The 15,976-nt window shown below is 65.2% G+C and carries 16 protein-coding genes; 3 read left to right on the plus strand and 13 right to left on the minus strand.

Translation table 11 applies throughout. From position 1 onward, the window contains the following. Nucleotide 1: 1 nt before the first annotated feature. From ACIQ3Q_RS09240 to ACIQ3Q_RS09300, 13 genes are all read right to left on the minus strand, one after another. Nucleotides 2–538, minus strand: a complete 537-nt coding sequence (locus ACIQ3Q_RS09240) for a nuclear transport factor 2 family protein (protein ID WP_396268786.1) — start codon at nt 536–538, stop codon at nt 2–4. A 162-nt stretch (nt 539–700) separates the two neighbouring features. Then, the gene (locus tag ACIQ3Q_RS09245) at nt 701–1,252 is read right to left on the minus strand and encodes a GNAT family N-acetyltransferase (RefSeq protein ID WP_396268787.1); all 552 of its coding nucleotides are present in this window, start codon (nt 1,250–1,252) and stop codon (nt 701–703) included. Between the two features lie 101 nt (nt 1,253–1,353). Further along, nucleotides 1,354–1,488 carry a hypothetical protein gene (locus ACIQ3Q_RS09250; RefSeq protein WP_396268788.1) on the minus strand — a complete coding sequence of 45 codons (135 nt, stop codon included), beginning with the start codon at nt 1,486–1,488 and terminating at the stop codon, nt 1,354–1,356. Between the two features lie 58 nt (nt 1,489–1,546). After that, nucleotides 1,547–1,804 carry a pilus assembly protein HicB gene (locus ACIQ3Q_RS09255; RefSeq protein WP_396268789.1) on the minus strand — a complete coding sequence of 86 codons (258 nt, stop codon included), beginning with the start codon at nt 1,802–1,804 and terminating at the stop codon, nt 1,547–1,549. A 3-nt stretch (nt 1,805–1,807) separates the two neighbouring features. Then, nucleotides 1,808–2,236, minus strand: coding sequence for a putative toxin-antitoxin system toxin component, PIN family (locus ACIQ3Q_RS09260; protein ID WP_396268790.1), 429 nt, complete (start codon nt 2,234–2,236; stop codon nt 1,808–1,810). 44 nt (nt 2,237–2,280) lie between these two features. Beyond that, on the minus strand, nt 2,281–3,252 hold the full coding sequence (locus ACIQ3Q_RS09265; RefSeq protein WP_396268791.1) for a dienelactone hydrolase family protein: 972 nt from the start codon (nt 3,250–3,252) through the stop codon (nt 2,281–2,283). A 9-nt stretch (nt 3,253–3,261) separates the two neighbouring features. Further along, the gene (locus ACIQ3Q_RS09270) at nt 3,262–4,338 is read right to left on the minus strand and encodes an AAA family ATPase (RefSeq protein ID WP_396268792.1); all 1,077 of its coding nucleotides are present in this window, start codon (nt 4,336–4,338) and stop codon (nt 3,262–3,264) included. Beyond that, entirely contained in the window at nt 4,335–4,907 is a 573-nt protein-coding gene (pnuC, locus tag ACIQ3Q_RS09275; protein WP_396268793.1) for a nicotinamide riboside transporter PnuC, read from the minus strand. The genes ACIQ3Q_RS09270 and pnuC overlap by 4 nt, the downstream gene beginning before the upstream one ends. Next, entirely contained in the window at nt 4,904–6,298 is a 1,395-nt protein-coding gene (locus tag ACIQ3Q_RS09280; protein ID WP_396268794.1) for an AMP-binding protein, read from the minus strand. The genes pnuC and ACIQ3Q_RS09280 overlap by 4 nt, the downstream gene beginning before the upstream one ends. Further along, nucleotides 6,270–6,782: a hypothetical protein gene (locus tag ACIQ3Q_RS09285; protein ID WP_396268795.1), complete on the minus strand. Its 513-nt coding sequence runs from the start codon at nt 6,780–6,782 to the stop codon at nt 6,270–6,272. The genes ACIQ3Q_RS09280 and ACIQ3Q_RS09285 overlap by 29 nt, the downstream gene beginning before the upstream one ends. 9 nt (nt 6,783–6,791) lie before the next feature. Then, nucleotides 6,792–7,430, minus strand: coding sequence for a hypothetical protein (locus ACIQ3Q_RS09290; RefSeq protein WP_396268796.1), 639 nt, complete (start codon nt 7,428–7,430; stop codon nt 6,792–6,794). 2 nt (nt 7,431–7,432) lie between these two features. Continuing rightward, nucleotides 7,433–10,075, minus strand: coding sequence for an alanine--tRNA ligase (gene alaS / locus ACIQ3Q_RS09295; protein WP_396268797.1), 2,643 nt, complete (start codon nt 10,073–10,075; stop codon nt 7,433–7,435). A gap of 122 nt (nt 10,076–10,197) precedes the next feature. Next, nucleotides 10,198–11,607: a PLP-dependent aminotransferase family protein gene (locus ACIQ3Q_RS09300; protein ID WP_396268802.1), complete on the minus strand. Its 1,410-nt coding sequence runs from the start codon at nt 11,605–11,607 to the stop codon at nt 10,198–10,200. Nucleotides 11,608–11,739: 132 nt separating this feature from the next. Between ACIQ3Q_RS09300 and gabT the strand changes: the two genes are divergently transcribed. The 3 genes from gabT to ACIQ3Q_RS09315 all read left to right on the plus strand — a co-directional run bounded on the left by gabT (nt 11,740) and on the right by ACIQ3Q_RS09315 (nt 15,588). Further along, nucleotides 11,740–13,044, plus strand: a complete 1,305-nt coding sequence (gabT, locus tag ACIQ3Q_RS09305; RefSeq protein WP_396268798.1) for a 4-aminobutyrate--2-oxoglutarate transaminase — start codon at nt 11,740–11,742, stop codon at nt 13,042–13,044. Nucleotides 13,045–13,064: 20 nt separating this feature from the next. Next, entirely contained in the window at nt 13,065–14,543 is a 1,479-nt protein-coding gene (locus ACIQ3Q_RS09310; RefSeq protein ID WP_396268799.1) for an NAD-dependent succinate-semialdehyde dehydrogenase, read from the plus strand. 640 nt (nt 14,544–15,183) lie between these two features. After that, complete coding sequence (locus ACIQ3Q_RS09315) at nt 15,184–15,588, plus strand: hypothetical protein (RefSeq protein ID WP_396268800.1); 405 nt, start codon at nt 15,184–15,186, stop codon at nt 15,586–15,588. Nucleotides 15,589–15,976 lie beyond the last annotated feature (388 nt).

Consider the following 15,976-nt stretch of genomic DNA (forward strand, 5'->3'; position numbering starts at 1 on the left):
GTCAGGGCCGGTGGTCAAAGCTCAACACCCGATACAGCTTCCACCGCCCCTCCACCAGCAGCCAGGTGTGCACAAAGCGGGCGCGTGAGCCATAGCGTGGGGCTTGGCCGGTGGTGGTTTCATAGAACTCGTGCTCGCCCATTTGCACTGCGCCATAGAGCTGGCCTTTGTTGCGCAAAGGAAAGACCTGCAGGCTGCCGGGGATGAGTTGGCGGGTGGATTGATAGCCCACCCGCCCGCACAGGCCGGTGCTGAAGGACTGCAGAAAGTCATCGTGGCGGCTGGCGCCGCTCTTGTCGTGCAGGAACTCCAGGTCCGGGTGCAGCGCGCTGGTCATGGCAGGGATGTTGCAGCGGTTGAAGCCTTGTTCAAACACGGTGTCGTCCATGGCTTTGAGGCTGGCGAACAGGGCTTCGGGCGTGTCGGTGATGTTGCCTGCGCCAGGTGGGGCCGTTTGGGCGTGGGCGGCGCTGAAGGCGGCAGCCGTGCACAGCAGCAGCGTCGCGGTGGCCCGGCGGGCGGTGGTGGTGGGCGTCATTGGGGTTGTCCTCCATGCGTTGATGTGGCGCGCAGTGTGGCCGACAGCGCGCGCCACGTCTGCCGGGCTGCGACAGGGTGGCGCTGGGGCCGATGGATGGCAGAGAGCCGCGCCTCAGTGCGGGCGTTTGGGCGCGAGCCACGACTCAGCGCGGCTCGGGCTTTACTGCTGCAGCGCCATCGCTTCAGGCCGCCAGCGGGCCATGGCCAGGCAGTCGGCATATTCACCGTGGCGGATGGCATAGCCGCGCAAGCGGCCCTCCTCCACAAAACCGTGACGCTTGTAGAGCGCAATGGCACGGGCGTTGTCGGCAAACACCGTCAGCTCAATGCGCAGCAGGGTCGTCCAGTGGTCTGCATAGTCGGTGAGCGCGGCCATCAGCGCGTCACCCACGCCCTGGCCTTGGGCGGGCACGGCCACCGAGATGCCCAGGCCGATCGCATGCCTGCGCCGCAGCATGGGCGATGTGCCAAACAAGCCCGCACTGGCCACCACTTGGCCGCCCAGTTCTGCCACCAGAGAGATGTCCATGCTGCCCGGCACCGCAGGGGTGGACAGGCGCTCGCGCCACATCGCCTCGCTGGGGTGTGGCAGTTGCAGCAGTTGGCCAAACACAGCCGGGTCGGCCATATAGGCGGCCAGGGCTGCAGCGTCGTCTGGACGGCTGCGGCGGATGCTGATCTCGGACGTTGAGGCAGATCGGGCGGGGTTCACATCAAAGCTCCTTCAGGTTTTGGAGACACAAATAAAAAGGCCCGCTGTGGTGGCGGGCCTTGGAAGTTGGCAGGGTCACTGCCAGGAAAGCTGCGGGCTCGCTACGCGCTGGAGGGGGGTTGGGGGTGGGCCATCACCAGGGTGACGACGGCGCACACGTGCGCAAACACACCACCAAACAGGTGGGCCGCTAGATCAAAGCGGGGGGCGCGGGGTTGCGACAAAGCGAAGCTCATGAGGCCAGTATGCAGGGGGCTTTGCGGGCTTGTCAACGCGAGTTGCAGCATGGGTCGCTCAGCTCTGACCAGGCAGGCGATCTTCTTCGACGGGGGGCAGGCCACCGGCACGCCCGAGCAAGGTCAAAGCGGCTTGAAGATCGCCGCGCTGGGCTCGCTCTTCAAAGTACTGCGCAGTTCGCATGGCAGACAGCTTTTCTGCCACGGCACTGACGATGAACTGGTTCAATGTGGTGCCATCTTCCCGCGCCACCTGCTCGGCACCTTGCTTCAGCGAGGCGGGTAGTCGCAGGGCGAAATTGCTGGGAGTTCCCATCGTTCACACTCCTTGAAAGAACTGGGCGGGGCCGATCACCTGGATGCCGAAATGGCTGGCCTGGGGCAGAAAGTCACGTTGATTGAAGGTCACGATGGCAACGGCACTGCCGAGGCCAAGTCCATTGACCGCCAACTCAAGCACCAAGTCGTCCTTGGGGTCCCGCAATTGGGGCCGCCATAGAAACTGGATATCAACCGGTTTCACCGAACCCGCCAAAACATCCAAGAGGTTCAGCACTTGTTGACGCTCAATCAGGAGCGCAGAAAGCTGCTCAGCACGAAGCAGAACGTCTTCGTACTCCAAGAACAGCGGCACGCTGCAGATCAACGGCAGCTGCCTTAGAAGCCCGCGCCGCAATAGCTCGGCCGATGCACCATTGGGACTGCGCAAGGCAGCCACCAAGATGTTGGTGTCCAGCACGTAGTTCATATTGCCCGCAATATACCGCGATACATTGCTGGACTCAACCCGAGCTAGGGTGCTGCCCCATGTGCTGCCATTGCGGCGCGCAAGACTCGAATCAGCATCTTTTCTGATTCGGCCTTGGCCTCTGGCTGCCCGCCCACGTGCACACCTTGGCCGGGGCGGGTTCCGTTGGGCACATCGCGGCGCAGGCGCACGGGGGCGTTGCTGTCAAAGCCGTGCACCGCGCCGGCAAAGAGTTGGGGCTGGATGGCATGCGGGCCTTGGGCTTCGCGGGCCAAGGCCAGGCAGGGCTCAGGGGCGGTCCAGTCGTCGTCGGCACCCAGCATCAGCCACAGGGGCGCACTGGGTTCAAAGCCGCGTTGCCGTTCGGCTTCGCAGCCGGGGTAATAGGCCACAGCAGCAGCCGGGCGCACGCGGCTTTGGCGCACCTCGGGGTGCCGCACGTTGAGCGCCGCCAGCACCGCGCTTCCCCCATGAGACCAGCCCATCAGCGCAAGGCGTAGCGGGTCCACACCGGGCTGTTGCGCGGCCCAAGCCAGGGCGGCCAAGGCATCCGCACGGCGGTGGGTTTGGGTGACGCGGCGCTGGCTCATGCGCTGAGTGCACAGCTCGCGCTCGCCGCGTGGCGTGAGCGAGTCCACGATCAGCACCTGCCAACCCTCGGCATGCAGCAGCGCGGCATAGTGTTTGAAACGGGACGACAAAGCCCGCTCGCCGCTGCCGGGGTCTTGGCCGCGCTCTGCCCCACTGAACATGCCGCCGCAGCCGTGCAGCACCACCACCAGCGGGCTGGCTTGGGCACCTGCCACAGGCCACCACCAAGCGGGAAGAGAAGGCGTCTGGGCGTCGCCCGAGGGCAGTTGGACCCAGTGCGGGTCGAAGGAGGCCGGTGGCGCAGCCACAGGCACGGGCGCCTCAGCGGGGGCGTTGGTCGGCAGAATATGGCCGCAGGCCGACAGCGCCGCCGCCAACAGGCCGACGCCAAGCCGTAGAGAGGACATCAAGCGCAGCAGGAACATGGCCCGATGCTAGCCCGAGTGCGGCAGGGCCGCGAGCACCGCCGCCACGCGCGCCTCCACACTGCCACTCACCGTCAAGGCCTGTACGCCGCGCTCAGCCAAGGCTTGCTGCGTCCAGGCCTGTTGCCGCTGCTGCCAGGCCAGGTCGCGCCGCGTACCGTCTTGCACCAGGCCAAAGTCCGGCTGGCACAGCACGGTCAATGCATACGGGCGCATGGCCCAGGGCCGCAGCGCGTTGGCGGCGGGGCTGTTGTCCAGCTCGGCATAGCCCAGTGTCGTCAGGGGTGAGGTGTCGCAGACCAGCACGCGCCCGCCCGCGCGGGCCACGCGCAGCGCCGCGTCGTCTTCTAAGCGGCATTGTTCGTGGGCGATGTGCAGCAGGTCATCTGGCCCCAGGAGGCCGCCGCGCTGCTCCCACCAGTGGCGGCCAAACTCGGGCACCCATTCGGTGTGCAGAGCCTGGGCCAAGGCTTGGGCCAGCGTGGTCTTGCCGGTGGACTCGCCGCCCAGCAGCACCACACGGGGCAGCCAGTCGGCCCAGACCTCCGGCGCCAGGTGATGTGCCTGCGCCGCAGGCTCAGCCCGGATGCGGCTGGCGGAGATGGGGTGGGCGGCCCGGGCCACGTCCACCAGCATAGGCTGCACGAGCGACCCCACCGAGGCTGAGAGCATGGCCGCGCATGCGGGGCCCCAGGGCTCGCTGCAAAACAAGGCATCTAGCGTGTGGGCAAACTCAGCGCTCAACACCGACGTTAAGAGCCAAACCAGATAGCGCTGGTGGGTGGCGTCATCCGCGTCATTGGGCGGCATGGTGCTGTGCGGCCACCCGGCCGCTGCACAGCGCTGCTGCACCCAGGCATCGTCAATGGCGATGGCCTGCACATGCGCATAGCGAGTGTTGACGCGAGCATCCAACCAACGTTGACGCCGCTGCCGCCCGCAGCCCGGCAGCTCGGGCTGGCTATAGCCCAGCACCAGCAGGTGTTGGCAGGCCTGGGCGGCCTGCTCGATCAAGAACTCATGGCCCAGGTGCAGCGGCGAGAACTTGCCGACCACCAAGCCTTGCTTGAAGCGCGGCGGGCTCATGCGCCCTGCCCTTGCAGCGCACGCCACTGCAGCCACCAACGCCAGCCACCCCACCAGGCATTGAGCCAATAGGCGGCATAGAGCACCGCCGTGAGGTGCAGCTCGCGCTGCCAAAACAACGGCACGCTGAGTGTGTTGACCAGCAGCCAGAAGGCCCAGGTCTCCAGGCGGCGGGTCATCAACAAGCCTTGGGCCACCAAGGAGAGGCTCATCACCGCCGCGTCTTGATACGGCATGAAGGCCTGGGTGTGGTGGAAGAGCAGGCTGCCGTAACCCCAAGTCAGCAAGGTGGCGGCCACAGCCAAGCCCAGCAAGAGGCGCCAACCCGTGCGGCGGATGGGGCGCGGCGCGGCTGCCAGGGCCCCGCGCCAGTACCACCAACCCCATAGGCTGCTGAGCAGGAACAAGCCCTGCAGCGTGGCATCAGCATAGAGCTGGCTTTGATAGAACAGCACGCCAAACAAGGCGCAGCCCACGCTGCCCGTCCACCAGGTGGCCACATGGTTGCGCGCGGCCAGAACGATGGACAAGGTGGTGACCGCGTTGGCGGCAAACTCCAAAGGGCTCATGGCTCATCTCGGCTGTATTGGCGCACCTTGTCGTCGGCCATCAGGGCGCTGGTCTGCAGCGGCCAGGGGCCCAGCAAGTGCTGCAGGGCTTGCTCAATGGCCTGGCGGGTGGTGGTGGCGGGCAGCGGGTCCAGCCGCAGGCGCAGGGCACCGCTGGCGGCCTGGTGCACCGCCCATCGGCGCAAGGGGTGGCGCTGCAGCAAATGGGTCAGCTCGATGTTGTTGAGCCAGCGGCCATCGGTGCAGGCAAAGCGGACTGGGCTGCGGCCGTGCAGGTCGGCCAGCATCCAGCCGCTGGGGCGGCGCACCCAGCGGGCATGGTCGCCCGTGCGGTAGCGCAGCAGCGGCAGCAGCGGATTGAAGCCGCCGGTCAGGGTGATCTCGCCGAGTTCGCCCTCGGGCAAGGGGCGGCCGTCGTCGTCGACGATCTCGATGAACAAGCCTGGTTGCAGCGGCTGCCAGGCTTGCTCGGTGGGGCGCCACACGGCAATAGGCCCAGCTTCGTTCATGGAATACAGGTCCAACAGCGGGCAGGCAAAGCGCGCCTCCAGGTGCTGGCGCAGGCCTTGGCTCAGGGCCATAGAGGTTGACAGCAATGCACGGGGTCGATGGTGCACGGCCAACTCTGCCAGCTCGGCCAAAGACACCGGGTCGCCCGAGATCAGCTCGGGTGCCAGCGCGTCCAAATAGGCGGCGCGGTCCCCCGCATGGCGCCATTCATGCGGGGCCAGGTTGAGCTTGACCACACCGCAGTCGCCTTGCAGTGGGTTGACCGAGGCATAGGTAAAGCAGCGCTGCTGAAAGCCTGCCAGCACCGCCCCCACCTGCCCTGCCCCCGCCCGCAGGCGGATGCCAAAGTGCGCCAAGGCGCGTTGATGAAAGGCCCGGTAGTCGGCCGCCACACTGGGCAGCGAGGGCACTTTGAGCGGGTGGCCCGTGGTGCCCGAGGTGCTGAAGCAGATCAGCGGCTCTTGCGCCGCGCGCGGGTGGGTGGCCCAAACATGGCGTGCCAAATCAGCGCTCAGGTCAGCCCGCTGGTGGGTGGGCATCTCGCCCCAGTGCAGCGGCCTGGGGGCCAATGCCGCCCAGGCCGGAATGTGGGGCCATCGACGGGCCAACCACGCCCCCAACCACCAAGGCTGCTGGCCCGGCAAGCCCGGGGGCGGCAGCGGCGCATGGCGCCACAGCCCTTGCCGCCAACGGCAGGCCTGCTGGGCCGCGGCGGACAGGCGCGGCCCGCTTTGGTTGCGAAAGAGCGGCGCTTGTGGGTGCTGGCGCATCCAACGCCACAGGGCCAAGCCCTGAGGGCTCAGCGTGGGGAACAGCGCGGACGGAGGCTGCTCGGCCTCGCCCACTATTCCCTCATTCCCGGGTGTACTTGTCAGCGCCATCCTGGGCATCGGGCTCGTCGAGGCGGGCGTGCCACTCAGCAGTGGACTGGCCTTCAAGGGGTGGCGGCGGCGCAGGTTTGGCGCTGCTGCGGACCAGCGCCCACACCAGAGATGTGGCAGAGATCAGCAACAAGATGCTGGCCAGAGGCGCCATCCAGGCCGTGCTGACTTTGGCGAGCAATAGGCTGGCACCCACCACCACCGCTACAAAAGCCCAGCCCGCGCGGTTCGACCCCACCACCACCATCACAGCCGCCAAGGCCAGCAGCAGCCAGCCCAGGCCGGGGGAAGCGCGCCACAAGCCCATGGTGCCGAGCGTCAGCATCAACACCACCGCCAAGAAAGTGGACGAAACGGCCGCTGCCACCGGGCCCGTGGGCAAGACACGGCGCCTTTCGGCCTGATGCACCACCAAGCCAAGGCCAAAGATCCAGCAGCCCCAGGCCCACCAGGGCATGTGAGCGAGGTTCAGCAGCTCAGTCATCCAGCCCACTCAAGCAGTGGGCGGCTCGTCCTTGCCGCGCGTGGGGCTGGGCAGCGGCATGGCGGGCTCCTCCACCGTGCGCGCATCCACATCCACCACATCGCTGTCCACCGGCCCAGGGCCGGGGCCCTGCCAGGCAAAGCCGCCTCTGAAGCCACCTTTGCCGGTGCCAAAGGCAAAACCGTTGGCAGCGGCCGGGTCGGGCTTGGTGAAGAAGCAGCCCCACACCGTCAGCCCCACGGCTGTCAGCAAGAGGATGCTGTTGATGGCGCGCAGGTCCAGCAGCAGGCCGAAGAAGGCCGTCAAGGCCACCAGGCCAAACAGCGGCCAGGAGATCAGCGCCAGCATCATCACGCCCCACCAGCCCTTGCGGGCGGCAAAGGCCATCAGCACCGGGGCCAGAGCCACGCCGATGACGGCCGTGGCTTTGGGGCCGGGGTAGATGCCCACCAGCTCGCGGCCAAAGCTCAGCACCGCTGCAAAGATGAACAGCGCGAAGCCCGCGCCGCGCAGCTTGAGGGCCAAGGCAGAGCGAGGCATGCCGCTGCGGGCGTTGACCCAAAAGAAGGCCGCCAGCCACACCAGCCACCAGACAAAGTGCATGTCCGAGAGCTGGGCGAGGCTGCTCCAGGTGGAGGAATCACCCATGCTCAAACGCGCTCAGCCACCCAGGCACGCACCGAGGCCAAGGCCTCGGGCAGCTTGGTCGCGTCGGTGCCGCCAGCCATGGCCATGTCGGGCTTGCCACCACCCTTGCCGCCCACTTGCTGGGCCACAAAGTTGACCAGCTCGCCGGCCTTGACCTTGCTTAAAGAGTCCGCCGTCACGCCTGCAGCGATCTGCACCTTGGCGCCGTCCACCGCTGCCAGCACGATGGCCGCCGTCTTGAGCTTGTTCTTGAGTTGGTCCATGGTGGTGCGCAGCGTGGCGGCGTCCGCGCCTTGCAGCGTGGCGGCCAGCACCTTGATGCCGTTGACGTCCACCGCTTGGTTGACCAACTCATCACCCTGGGCCGAGGCCAACTTGCCCTTGAGGGCGGTGACTTCTTTTTCCAGCGCGCGCATTTGCTCTTGCAGGCTGCCAATGCGCTGGGCCACCTCGGCGGGCGCGGCCTTCAGGGCAGCGGCCACGTCGTTGACGGTGGCTTCCAAGCTTTGCAGATAGGCCAGCGCGTTGTCGCCGGTCACGGCCTCCACACGGCGGATGCCTGCGGCCACGCCGCTTTCGGCCACGATCTTGAACAGGCCGATGTCGCCCGTGGCCTTGACGTGCGTGCCGCCGCACAGCTCTTTGGAACTGCCGATGGAGAGCACGCGCACGGTCTCGCCGTACTTCTCGCCAAACAGCATCATGGCGCCGCTCTTTTGCGCATCGTCCAGGGCCATCACCTGAGCCTGAGCCTGGGCATTGGCCAGCACCTCGGCATTCACCAGGGCTTCAACTTGGCGGATCTGCGCCTCAGACATAGGCGCGGTGTGCGCAAAGTCAAAGCGGGTGCGGTCGGCATTCACCAAACTGCCCTTTTGCTGCACATGGCCGCCCAGCACTTCGCGCAGGGCTTTGTGCATCAGGTGGGTGGCGCTGTGGTTGCGCACGGTCTTGGCACGTTGCTCGGCGTTGACTTTTGCCGCGAACACATCACCCACCTTCACCGTGCCCTCGGCGATGTGGCCGTGGTGACCAAACACATCGGCTTGGATCTTGAAGGTGTCGCTGACTTCGACCTTGGTGGAGGCGTTGCGCAGCTCGCCCGCGTCACCCGCCTGGCCGCCGCTCTCGGCATAGAAGGGGGTGTGGTCCAGCACGATGACGGCGTCGTCACCGGCTTGGGCTTGGGCCACCGGGCTGCCGTCCACATAGACCGCCACGACCTTGGAGGTCTCGCACACCAAGTGCTCGTAGCCGTGGAAGGCGGTGGCCGCACCGCTGTATTCCAGGCCTGCAGCCATCTTGAACTTGCCCGCGGCACGGGCCTGCTCGCGCTGGCGGTTCATGGCCACTTCAAAGCCAGCTTGGTCCACCGTCACGCCGCGCTCGCGGCAGACATCGGCTGTCAAATCGACTGGGAAGCCGTAGGTGTCGTGCAGCTTGAAGGCGGTTTCGCCATCAATCTGCTTGGTGCCCGTGTTGAGCGCCTCGTCCAAAATTTCCATGCCCCGGGCAATGGTCTGGAAGAAGCGTTCCTCTTCTTGCTTCAGCACCTCAAAAATACGGTTAGCGCCGTTCTTCAGCTCAGGATAGGCTTCGCCCATCTCCACGGCCAGCGGGTGCACCAGGGTGTGGAAGAAAGGCGCACGCGCACCCAGCTTGTAGCCATGGCGAATAGCGCGGCGCGCAATGCGGCGCAGCACAAAGCCACGGCCCGCGTTGCCGGGGATCACGCCGTCGGCCACGGTGAAGGAGCAGGCGCGGATGTGGTCGGCGATGACCTTCAGGCTGGGGCTGTCGGCGTCGCAGCCAGCCTCGCCGGGCTTCACGCCGGAGGCAAAGTCCACGGCGTTCTTAGCGGCAGCCAAGAGCTTGACGAAGAGGTCGATCTCGTAATTGCTGTGCTTGCCTTGCAGCACGGCGGTGATGCGCTCCAGCCCCATGCCCGTGTCCACGCTGGGCTTGGGCAGCTTGTGCATCACACCGTCTTCAGTGCGGTTGAACTGCATGAAGACGTTGTTCCAGATCTCGATATAGCGGTCGCCGTCTTCGTCGGGGCTGCCCGGGGGGCCACCGGCCACGTCGGGGCCGTGGTCGAAGAAGATCTCGGTGCAGGGGCCGCAGGGGCCGGTGTCGCCCATCATCCAGAAGTTGTCGGACATGTAGCGGCCGCCCTTGTTGTCGCCGATGCGCACGATGCGCTCAGCGGGGACGCCCACCACCTTGTTCCAAATTTCGTAGGCTTCGTCGTCTTCAGAGTAGACGGTGACCCACAGCTTCTCGGCTGGCAGCTTGAACTCTTTGGTCAGCAGCTCCCAAGCGTACTGAATGGCATCGTGCTTGAAGTAGTCGCCAAAGCTGAAGTTGCCCAGCATCTCAAAGAAGGTGTGATGCCGCGCGGTGTAGCCCACGTTGTCCAGGTCGTTGTGCTTGCCGCCAGCGCGGATGCACTTCTGGCTGGTGGTGGCCCGGCTGTAGGCGCGCTTGTCAAAGCCCAGGAAGACATCCTTGAACTGGTTCATGCCCGCGTTGGTGAACAACAGCGTCGGGTCGTCCCCCGGCACCACGGGGCTGGAGCCCACGATGGTGTGGCCCTTGGACTCGAAGTACTTCAGGAACGTGTTGCGGATCTCGGAGGCTTTCATCCGGCGGTCTTTCAGCGCTGTGCCTGCGCGCGGGGCACAGCAGGCATTGAGTATGAGTGGTGGACGGGGCCTGAACAGTGGCTCAATGGCATCAGCGAGCCGCCACGCAGGCGAAGCGACGATTATAGGGAGCGGGGTCCGCTGCCGAGCTGACGCGCCAGGAACTCCCAGAGCTTGGGCTCCTGGGCAAAGGCCACGTTAAAGCGCATCCAGGGCGTGGGCGCCAAATCGGCGGTGAAAAGGTGGCCAGGCCCCAGCATGATGTCTTGCTCACTGGCCTGGTTGGACAGCGGCAGAGAATCAGCCAGGGCCGGGTGCCGCGCCCAGAGGAACATGCCGGCCTTGGGCTCGGCAAACAACTCAAACCCTTGGGTTTGAAGATGCCCAGCCACCTGCTGGTGAGCCTGGGCCAGGCGCTCGCGCAAGGCCTTGAGGTGCTTGCGCCAACGGCCTTCGGTGAGCGCGCCGTGGGCCACGCGCTCGCCAAACTCAGCACTGGTCAGGCCGGACATCATCTTCAACTGGGCCAAATCTTCGATCAGGTCGGGGTGGGCCACGGCATAGCCCACACGGATATTGGGCGAGATGGTCTTGGAGAAGCTGCCGATGGTGATGACGCGGGCGAGCTGGTCTAGGCTGGCCAGCGAGGGCCGAGGCTCGGGGTCCAGGTCGGCGTAGATGTCGTTCTCGACGATGATGATGTCGTGCTTCTCGGCGAGCTGCAGCACGCGGTGCAAGTGCGCCAGTTGCGCCACCGAGCCGGTGGGGCTTTGCAGGCGCGGCTGGGTGAAGAAGACCTTGGGGCGGTGCTCCACGATGCGCGCCTCCAGCGCCGCCAAGTCCCAGCCCTGCGGCGTGCGCGGCGCCCCCACCAGCGTAGCCCCCTGAAAACGCAGGCTGAACAGCAGGTTGGCATAGCCGGGGTCGTCGACCAGCACGGCATCCCCCGGCCGCACCAGGCGGCGCACGGCCAGGTCCAGCGCCTGGCTGGAGCCTTGGGTCAGCAGCACCTGGGCGGGTTGCACGGCCACTTCTTGCTCGGCCAGGGTTTCGCAGATCAAGGCCCGCAGCGGCGGGTAGCCTTTGGGGTCGCCATAGCCGCCCAGGTCAGCGTCGTCGGCCGCCAAGGCCCGCAGGGCGCGGCGCACGCCGTCTTCAAACAACCAGTCGCTGGGCAGCCAGCCGCAGCCGGCCTTCACACTCAAATGGCGGTGCTCAAAGATCTTGCGCAGGTACCACATAGCATCAAAGCCTTGGCCCACGGCGGGCAGGGCTTGCGGCGCCGAGCTGGCCACCGCCCGCTTGCGCACAAAAAAGCCGGAATGTGGGCGCGACACCAAGAAGCCCTGGGCCACCAGCCTGTCGTAGGCCTCGACCACGGTGAACACACTGACTTGGTGCGCGTGCGCAAACTGCCGAATGGACGGCAGCTTGGTGCCTGAGCGCAGCGCGCCGCTGCTGATTTGGGCAGCTAGGCCGTCGACGATCTGGGCCACCAGGGGCGTGGTGGATTGGGGCTGAAGTTGGAGCATCACGCGGGCATCTTAGGGCAAGGCTGTACAGGGGCTTGGGCCGGTACAGTCTTTGCGCTATTCGGCTTGGCTGTACATGGCACCTGCGCGGCGCCGCCCTTACAGTCGGGCCAACCTTTCCCGGAGACTGACATGCCCCTCGACCCCAAGACCCCCGCCCAAACCAACGCCGCCCTGATGGCCCGCCGCAAGGCCGCCCTGCCCTCGGGCCTGGGCCAAACCTACGAGGTGTTTGCTGCGCGGGCTGAAGGCGCTGAGATTTGGGACGTGGAAGGCAAGCGCTACATCGACTTTGCCGGTGGCATTGCGGTGCTGAACACCGGCCACCGCAACCCCAAGATTGTGGAAGCCGTGAAGCAGCAGTTGGACCAGTTTCACCACACCTGCTTCCAGGTGCTGGCCTATGAGCCCTATGTGGAACTGGCCGAGCGGCTGATTGCCAAGACGCCCGGAAACTTTGCCAAAAAGGCCTTCTTTTTGTCCAGCGGTGCCGAAGCCGTGGAAAACGCCATCAAGATCGCCCGCGCAGCCACCAAGCGCCAGGGCGTGATCGCTTTTGGCGGTGGCTTCCATGGCCGCACGCTGATGGGCATGGCGCTGACCGGCAAGGTGGCGCCCTACAAGGCCGGTTTTGGCCCCTTCCCCGCCGAGATCTACCATGCCGAATTCCCCAACGCGCTGCACGGCGTGAGCGTGGCCGACTCGCTGAAGTCGATTGAGCACTTGTTCAAGTACGACATCGAGCCCGAGCGCGTGGCGGCCATCATCTTGGAGCCGGTGCAGGGCGAAGGCGGCTTCTATGCCGCCCCGCCCGAGTTTGCCCAGGCGCTGCGCGCCCTGTGCGACAAGCACGGCATCTTGCTGATTGCCGACGAGGTGCAAACCGGCGCTGGCCGCACCGGCACTTGGCTGGCTTGCGAGCAGTGGGGCGTGGCACCGGACCTCATCACCATGGCCAAGTCCATGGCGGGCGGCTTCCCCCTCTCGGCCGTGATCGGCAAGGCCGAGATCATGGACAAGCCCGGCCCCGGCGGCTTGGGTGGCACCTATGCCGGCAACCCGCTGGCCTGCGCCGCAGCGCTGGCCGTGCTGGAGGTTTTTGAGGAAGAAAAGCTGCTGGACCGCTCAAAGGCGGTGGGCGAGCGCCTGCGCAAGGGCCTGACCGCCCTGGCCGGCCAGCACAAGAGCATTCTGGACGTGCGCGGCCTGGGCGCCATGATCGCCATTGAGCTGTTCAAGGGCGGCGACATCACCCAACCCGATGCTGACCTGACCAAGCGCGTCTGCGCCGAGGCGATCCAGCGTGGCTTGGTGCTGCTGTCTTGTGGCGTCTATGCCAACGTCATCCGGGTGCTGGTGCCCCTGACTGCGTCAGATGCCATTCTTGATGAAGGTTTGGCGGTGCTTGGGGAATCCCTCAAGGCGGCGGGCGCCTGAGCACGCGGTAGAGTGCAGCCATGAGTACCTCTTCCTCTCCCCTCTCTCAGCTCAACGATCCCAGCCTGCTCAAAACCGACGCCCTGATCGGCGGCGAGTGGGTGGGCTCCTCCAGCCGCTTTGCCGTGACGGACCCGGCCACGGGTGAACATTTGGCCGATGTGGCCAACCTGGGTGCCACTGACGCCCACAACGCCATCGTCGCAGCCAACAAGGCCTGGCCCGCTTGGCGCGCCAAGCCCGCCAAGGAGCGAGCCGCCATCTTGATGCGCTGGTTTGCCCTGCTGCACGCCAACGCCGACGACCTGGCCCGCCTGATGACGGCCGAGCAAGGCAAGCCCCTGGCCGAAGCGCGGGGTGAGGTGACCTATGGCGCGAGCTTTGTGGAGTGGTTTGCCGAAGAGGCCAAGCGCGTCTATGGCGAGACCATTCCCACCACGGACAACAACAAGCGTTACTTGGTGGTCAAGCAGCCCATCGGCGTGTGCGCGGCCATCACGCCCTGGAACTTCCCCATCGCCATGATCACCCGCAAGGTGGCCCCGGCGCTGGCAGCCGGCTGCCCGGTGGTCATCAAGCCCGCCGAGCAAACGCCGCTTTCCGCATTGGCCGTGGCCGAGTTGGCCCAGCGTGCGGGTATGCCTGCGGGCGTGCTGAACATCTTGACGGCAGACGGCGACAACTCAATTGAGATTGGAAAGGTGCTGTGTAGCTCCGACGTGGTGCGGCACTTGTCCTTCACCGGCTCCACCGAGGTCGGCCGCATCTTGGCCGCGCAATGCGCGCCCACCATCAAGAAGATCTCGCTGGAGCTGGGCGGCAACGCGCCCTTCATTGTCTTTGACGACGCAGACTTGGATTCAGCCGTCGAAGGCGCCATGGTCAGCAAGTACCGCAATGCCGGCCAAACCTGCGTGTGCGCCAACCGCTTTTATGTGCAGAGCAGCGTGTACGACGCCTTCGTGGCCAAGCTGGCCGAAAAGGCCGCCGCCATCAAGGTGGGCAACGGCTTTGAGCCTGGCATCAACCAAGGCCCGCAGATCGACGAGCCCTCGATGCAAAAGATCGAAACCCTGGTGGCCGACGCGTTGGACAAAGGCGCCAAGGTGGTGGTGGGCGGCGAGCGCATCGGCGAGCGCTTCTACACCCCCACGGTGCTCTCTGGCGTGACACCCGAGATGCGCGTAGCCCGCGAAGAGATTTTTGGCCCCGTGGCACCCATCTTCCGCTTTGAGACCGAAGCCGAAGCCATCGAGCTGGCCAATGCCACCGAGTTTGGCCTGGCCAGTTATTTCTACAGCCGCGACATCGGCCGCATCTTCCGCGTGGGCGAAGGCCTGGAGTACGGCATGGTGGGTGTCAACACCGGCCTGATCTCCACTGCCGAAGTGCCCTTCGGCGGCGTCAAACAATCCGGCCTGGGCCGCGAAGGCGCGCGCCAGGGCATGGATGACTATGTGGAGGTCAAGTACCTCTGCTTGGGTGACATTCAGAAGTAGGTGGCGCTAGCGATGGCGCGCGCTCATCGCGGTTTGAGCGCACCTTCCGCCGGCAATAGCACCCCCTCAGGTGCATTTGTCGGGGTGAGCGTGCGCTGCCACAGGCCATGGCCCGGGGCTCATGCATCGGCGGTCGGCTCACGCCGACTGCCCTCAGTGCTCGGTCAGGGGCGTGCGCCGTCAAACTCCCTCCGCTCCCGGGCTTTGCCCGCTCGCTTTGGTCAAACAATGACGGCGAGTATGTTCTTGAAGCGCGTGAGTACACGCGCCACGCCCTTGCCCTGCGCGCCTCGGCGCCTCAGAAATCGCCCCGGGCCACGGCCTGCGCCAGCGCAGGTCTACCGTTATCCTCCTGCGCTTGGCAGGCTGCGAAGACAGTATGCATGCGGTCAGAGATCGCCCGATCTTGGGGGAAATCCGGTCGGAGAAAAGAGGCTTGCAGATCGTTTATCCCCGCTGCCAGAATCCACCCACAGGAGGGTGCTGCTTTTGACGGCCAGATACGTCGCTTGAAAAGAGAGCAGTCACGGCACAAGTCATTGTTGGCGTGCACTGCTTCGTCCAACAGGCGCCCGGAGTTTCGCGGACAGGCTTTGGTGTTACCCAGCAATCCCATCTCCCCAATACACGGTTGAACCTCATGACTGAGACTGTCCTTTATCCGACTACGTTAGCGCGCCAGGCGTTGGCAATGCGGTTCGGCCTGCCCTATGACAACGCGATGCAGGACTGGGAGTGGGAGGCCGCTAACGCTGACGACTTTGACCAATACTTGGCCGCGTACACGCTTGCAATGCCGAGTGATCAGCGCTTCTCGTTGATGGAAATGCTTATGCAATCCGTCGAGGATTCGCCGGACGAATCCGTATTCAACAATCGTTGGGCGAGGATCAGATCGCTCCTCAAGAATCACAGCGCTCTGCATGCTCAGACAATTGCATATTGGGCGTGCAGCGACGAAGTCGACGTGGAGCAGGCTTTTCGGGTTTCACGACCGATGCGAGAGCTGTTGCGACTGAATACCTTCGGCGGAAATCCGCAATGAGGTTCAACCTTTTGCTACAGCAGATGACTTCACCTCCCGGCGAGCGCGAACGTTGGGCGTCTAAATCATGAAATCTGTGGAACCTGAGACCCTTGGCGAGCCGGATCTTCAAATTGCGGGGTTGCGCTTATGGGTGCACGGTCGTCAGTTTCCTCAGTCGCAAGACTACTGGGATGGAAACTGGCTCATAGTTACCGCGCTTTGCTCATACCCGGAGTCGTCTGTACGCGTACATGGCTCGATCGTCCACCTCGGAGAAGTCTACGTGTCAAGCCCCGGGAGATCATTCACACGTTTTGTGAAGAGCTTGGGGTGTGAGGCGTGCCATTTTTTCAGGGCCTCGATGGGGGTCTGGTGGTTGAGGGCGCGTTGAGGAATTCGATGGTTG

This window comes from Ideonella sp. (assembly GCF_044358605.1).
Classification (GTDB): domain Bacteria; phylum Pseudomonadota; class Gammaproteobacteria; order Burkholderiales; family Burkholderiaceae_C; genus Ideonella.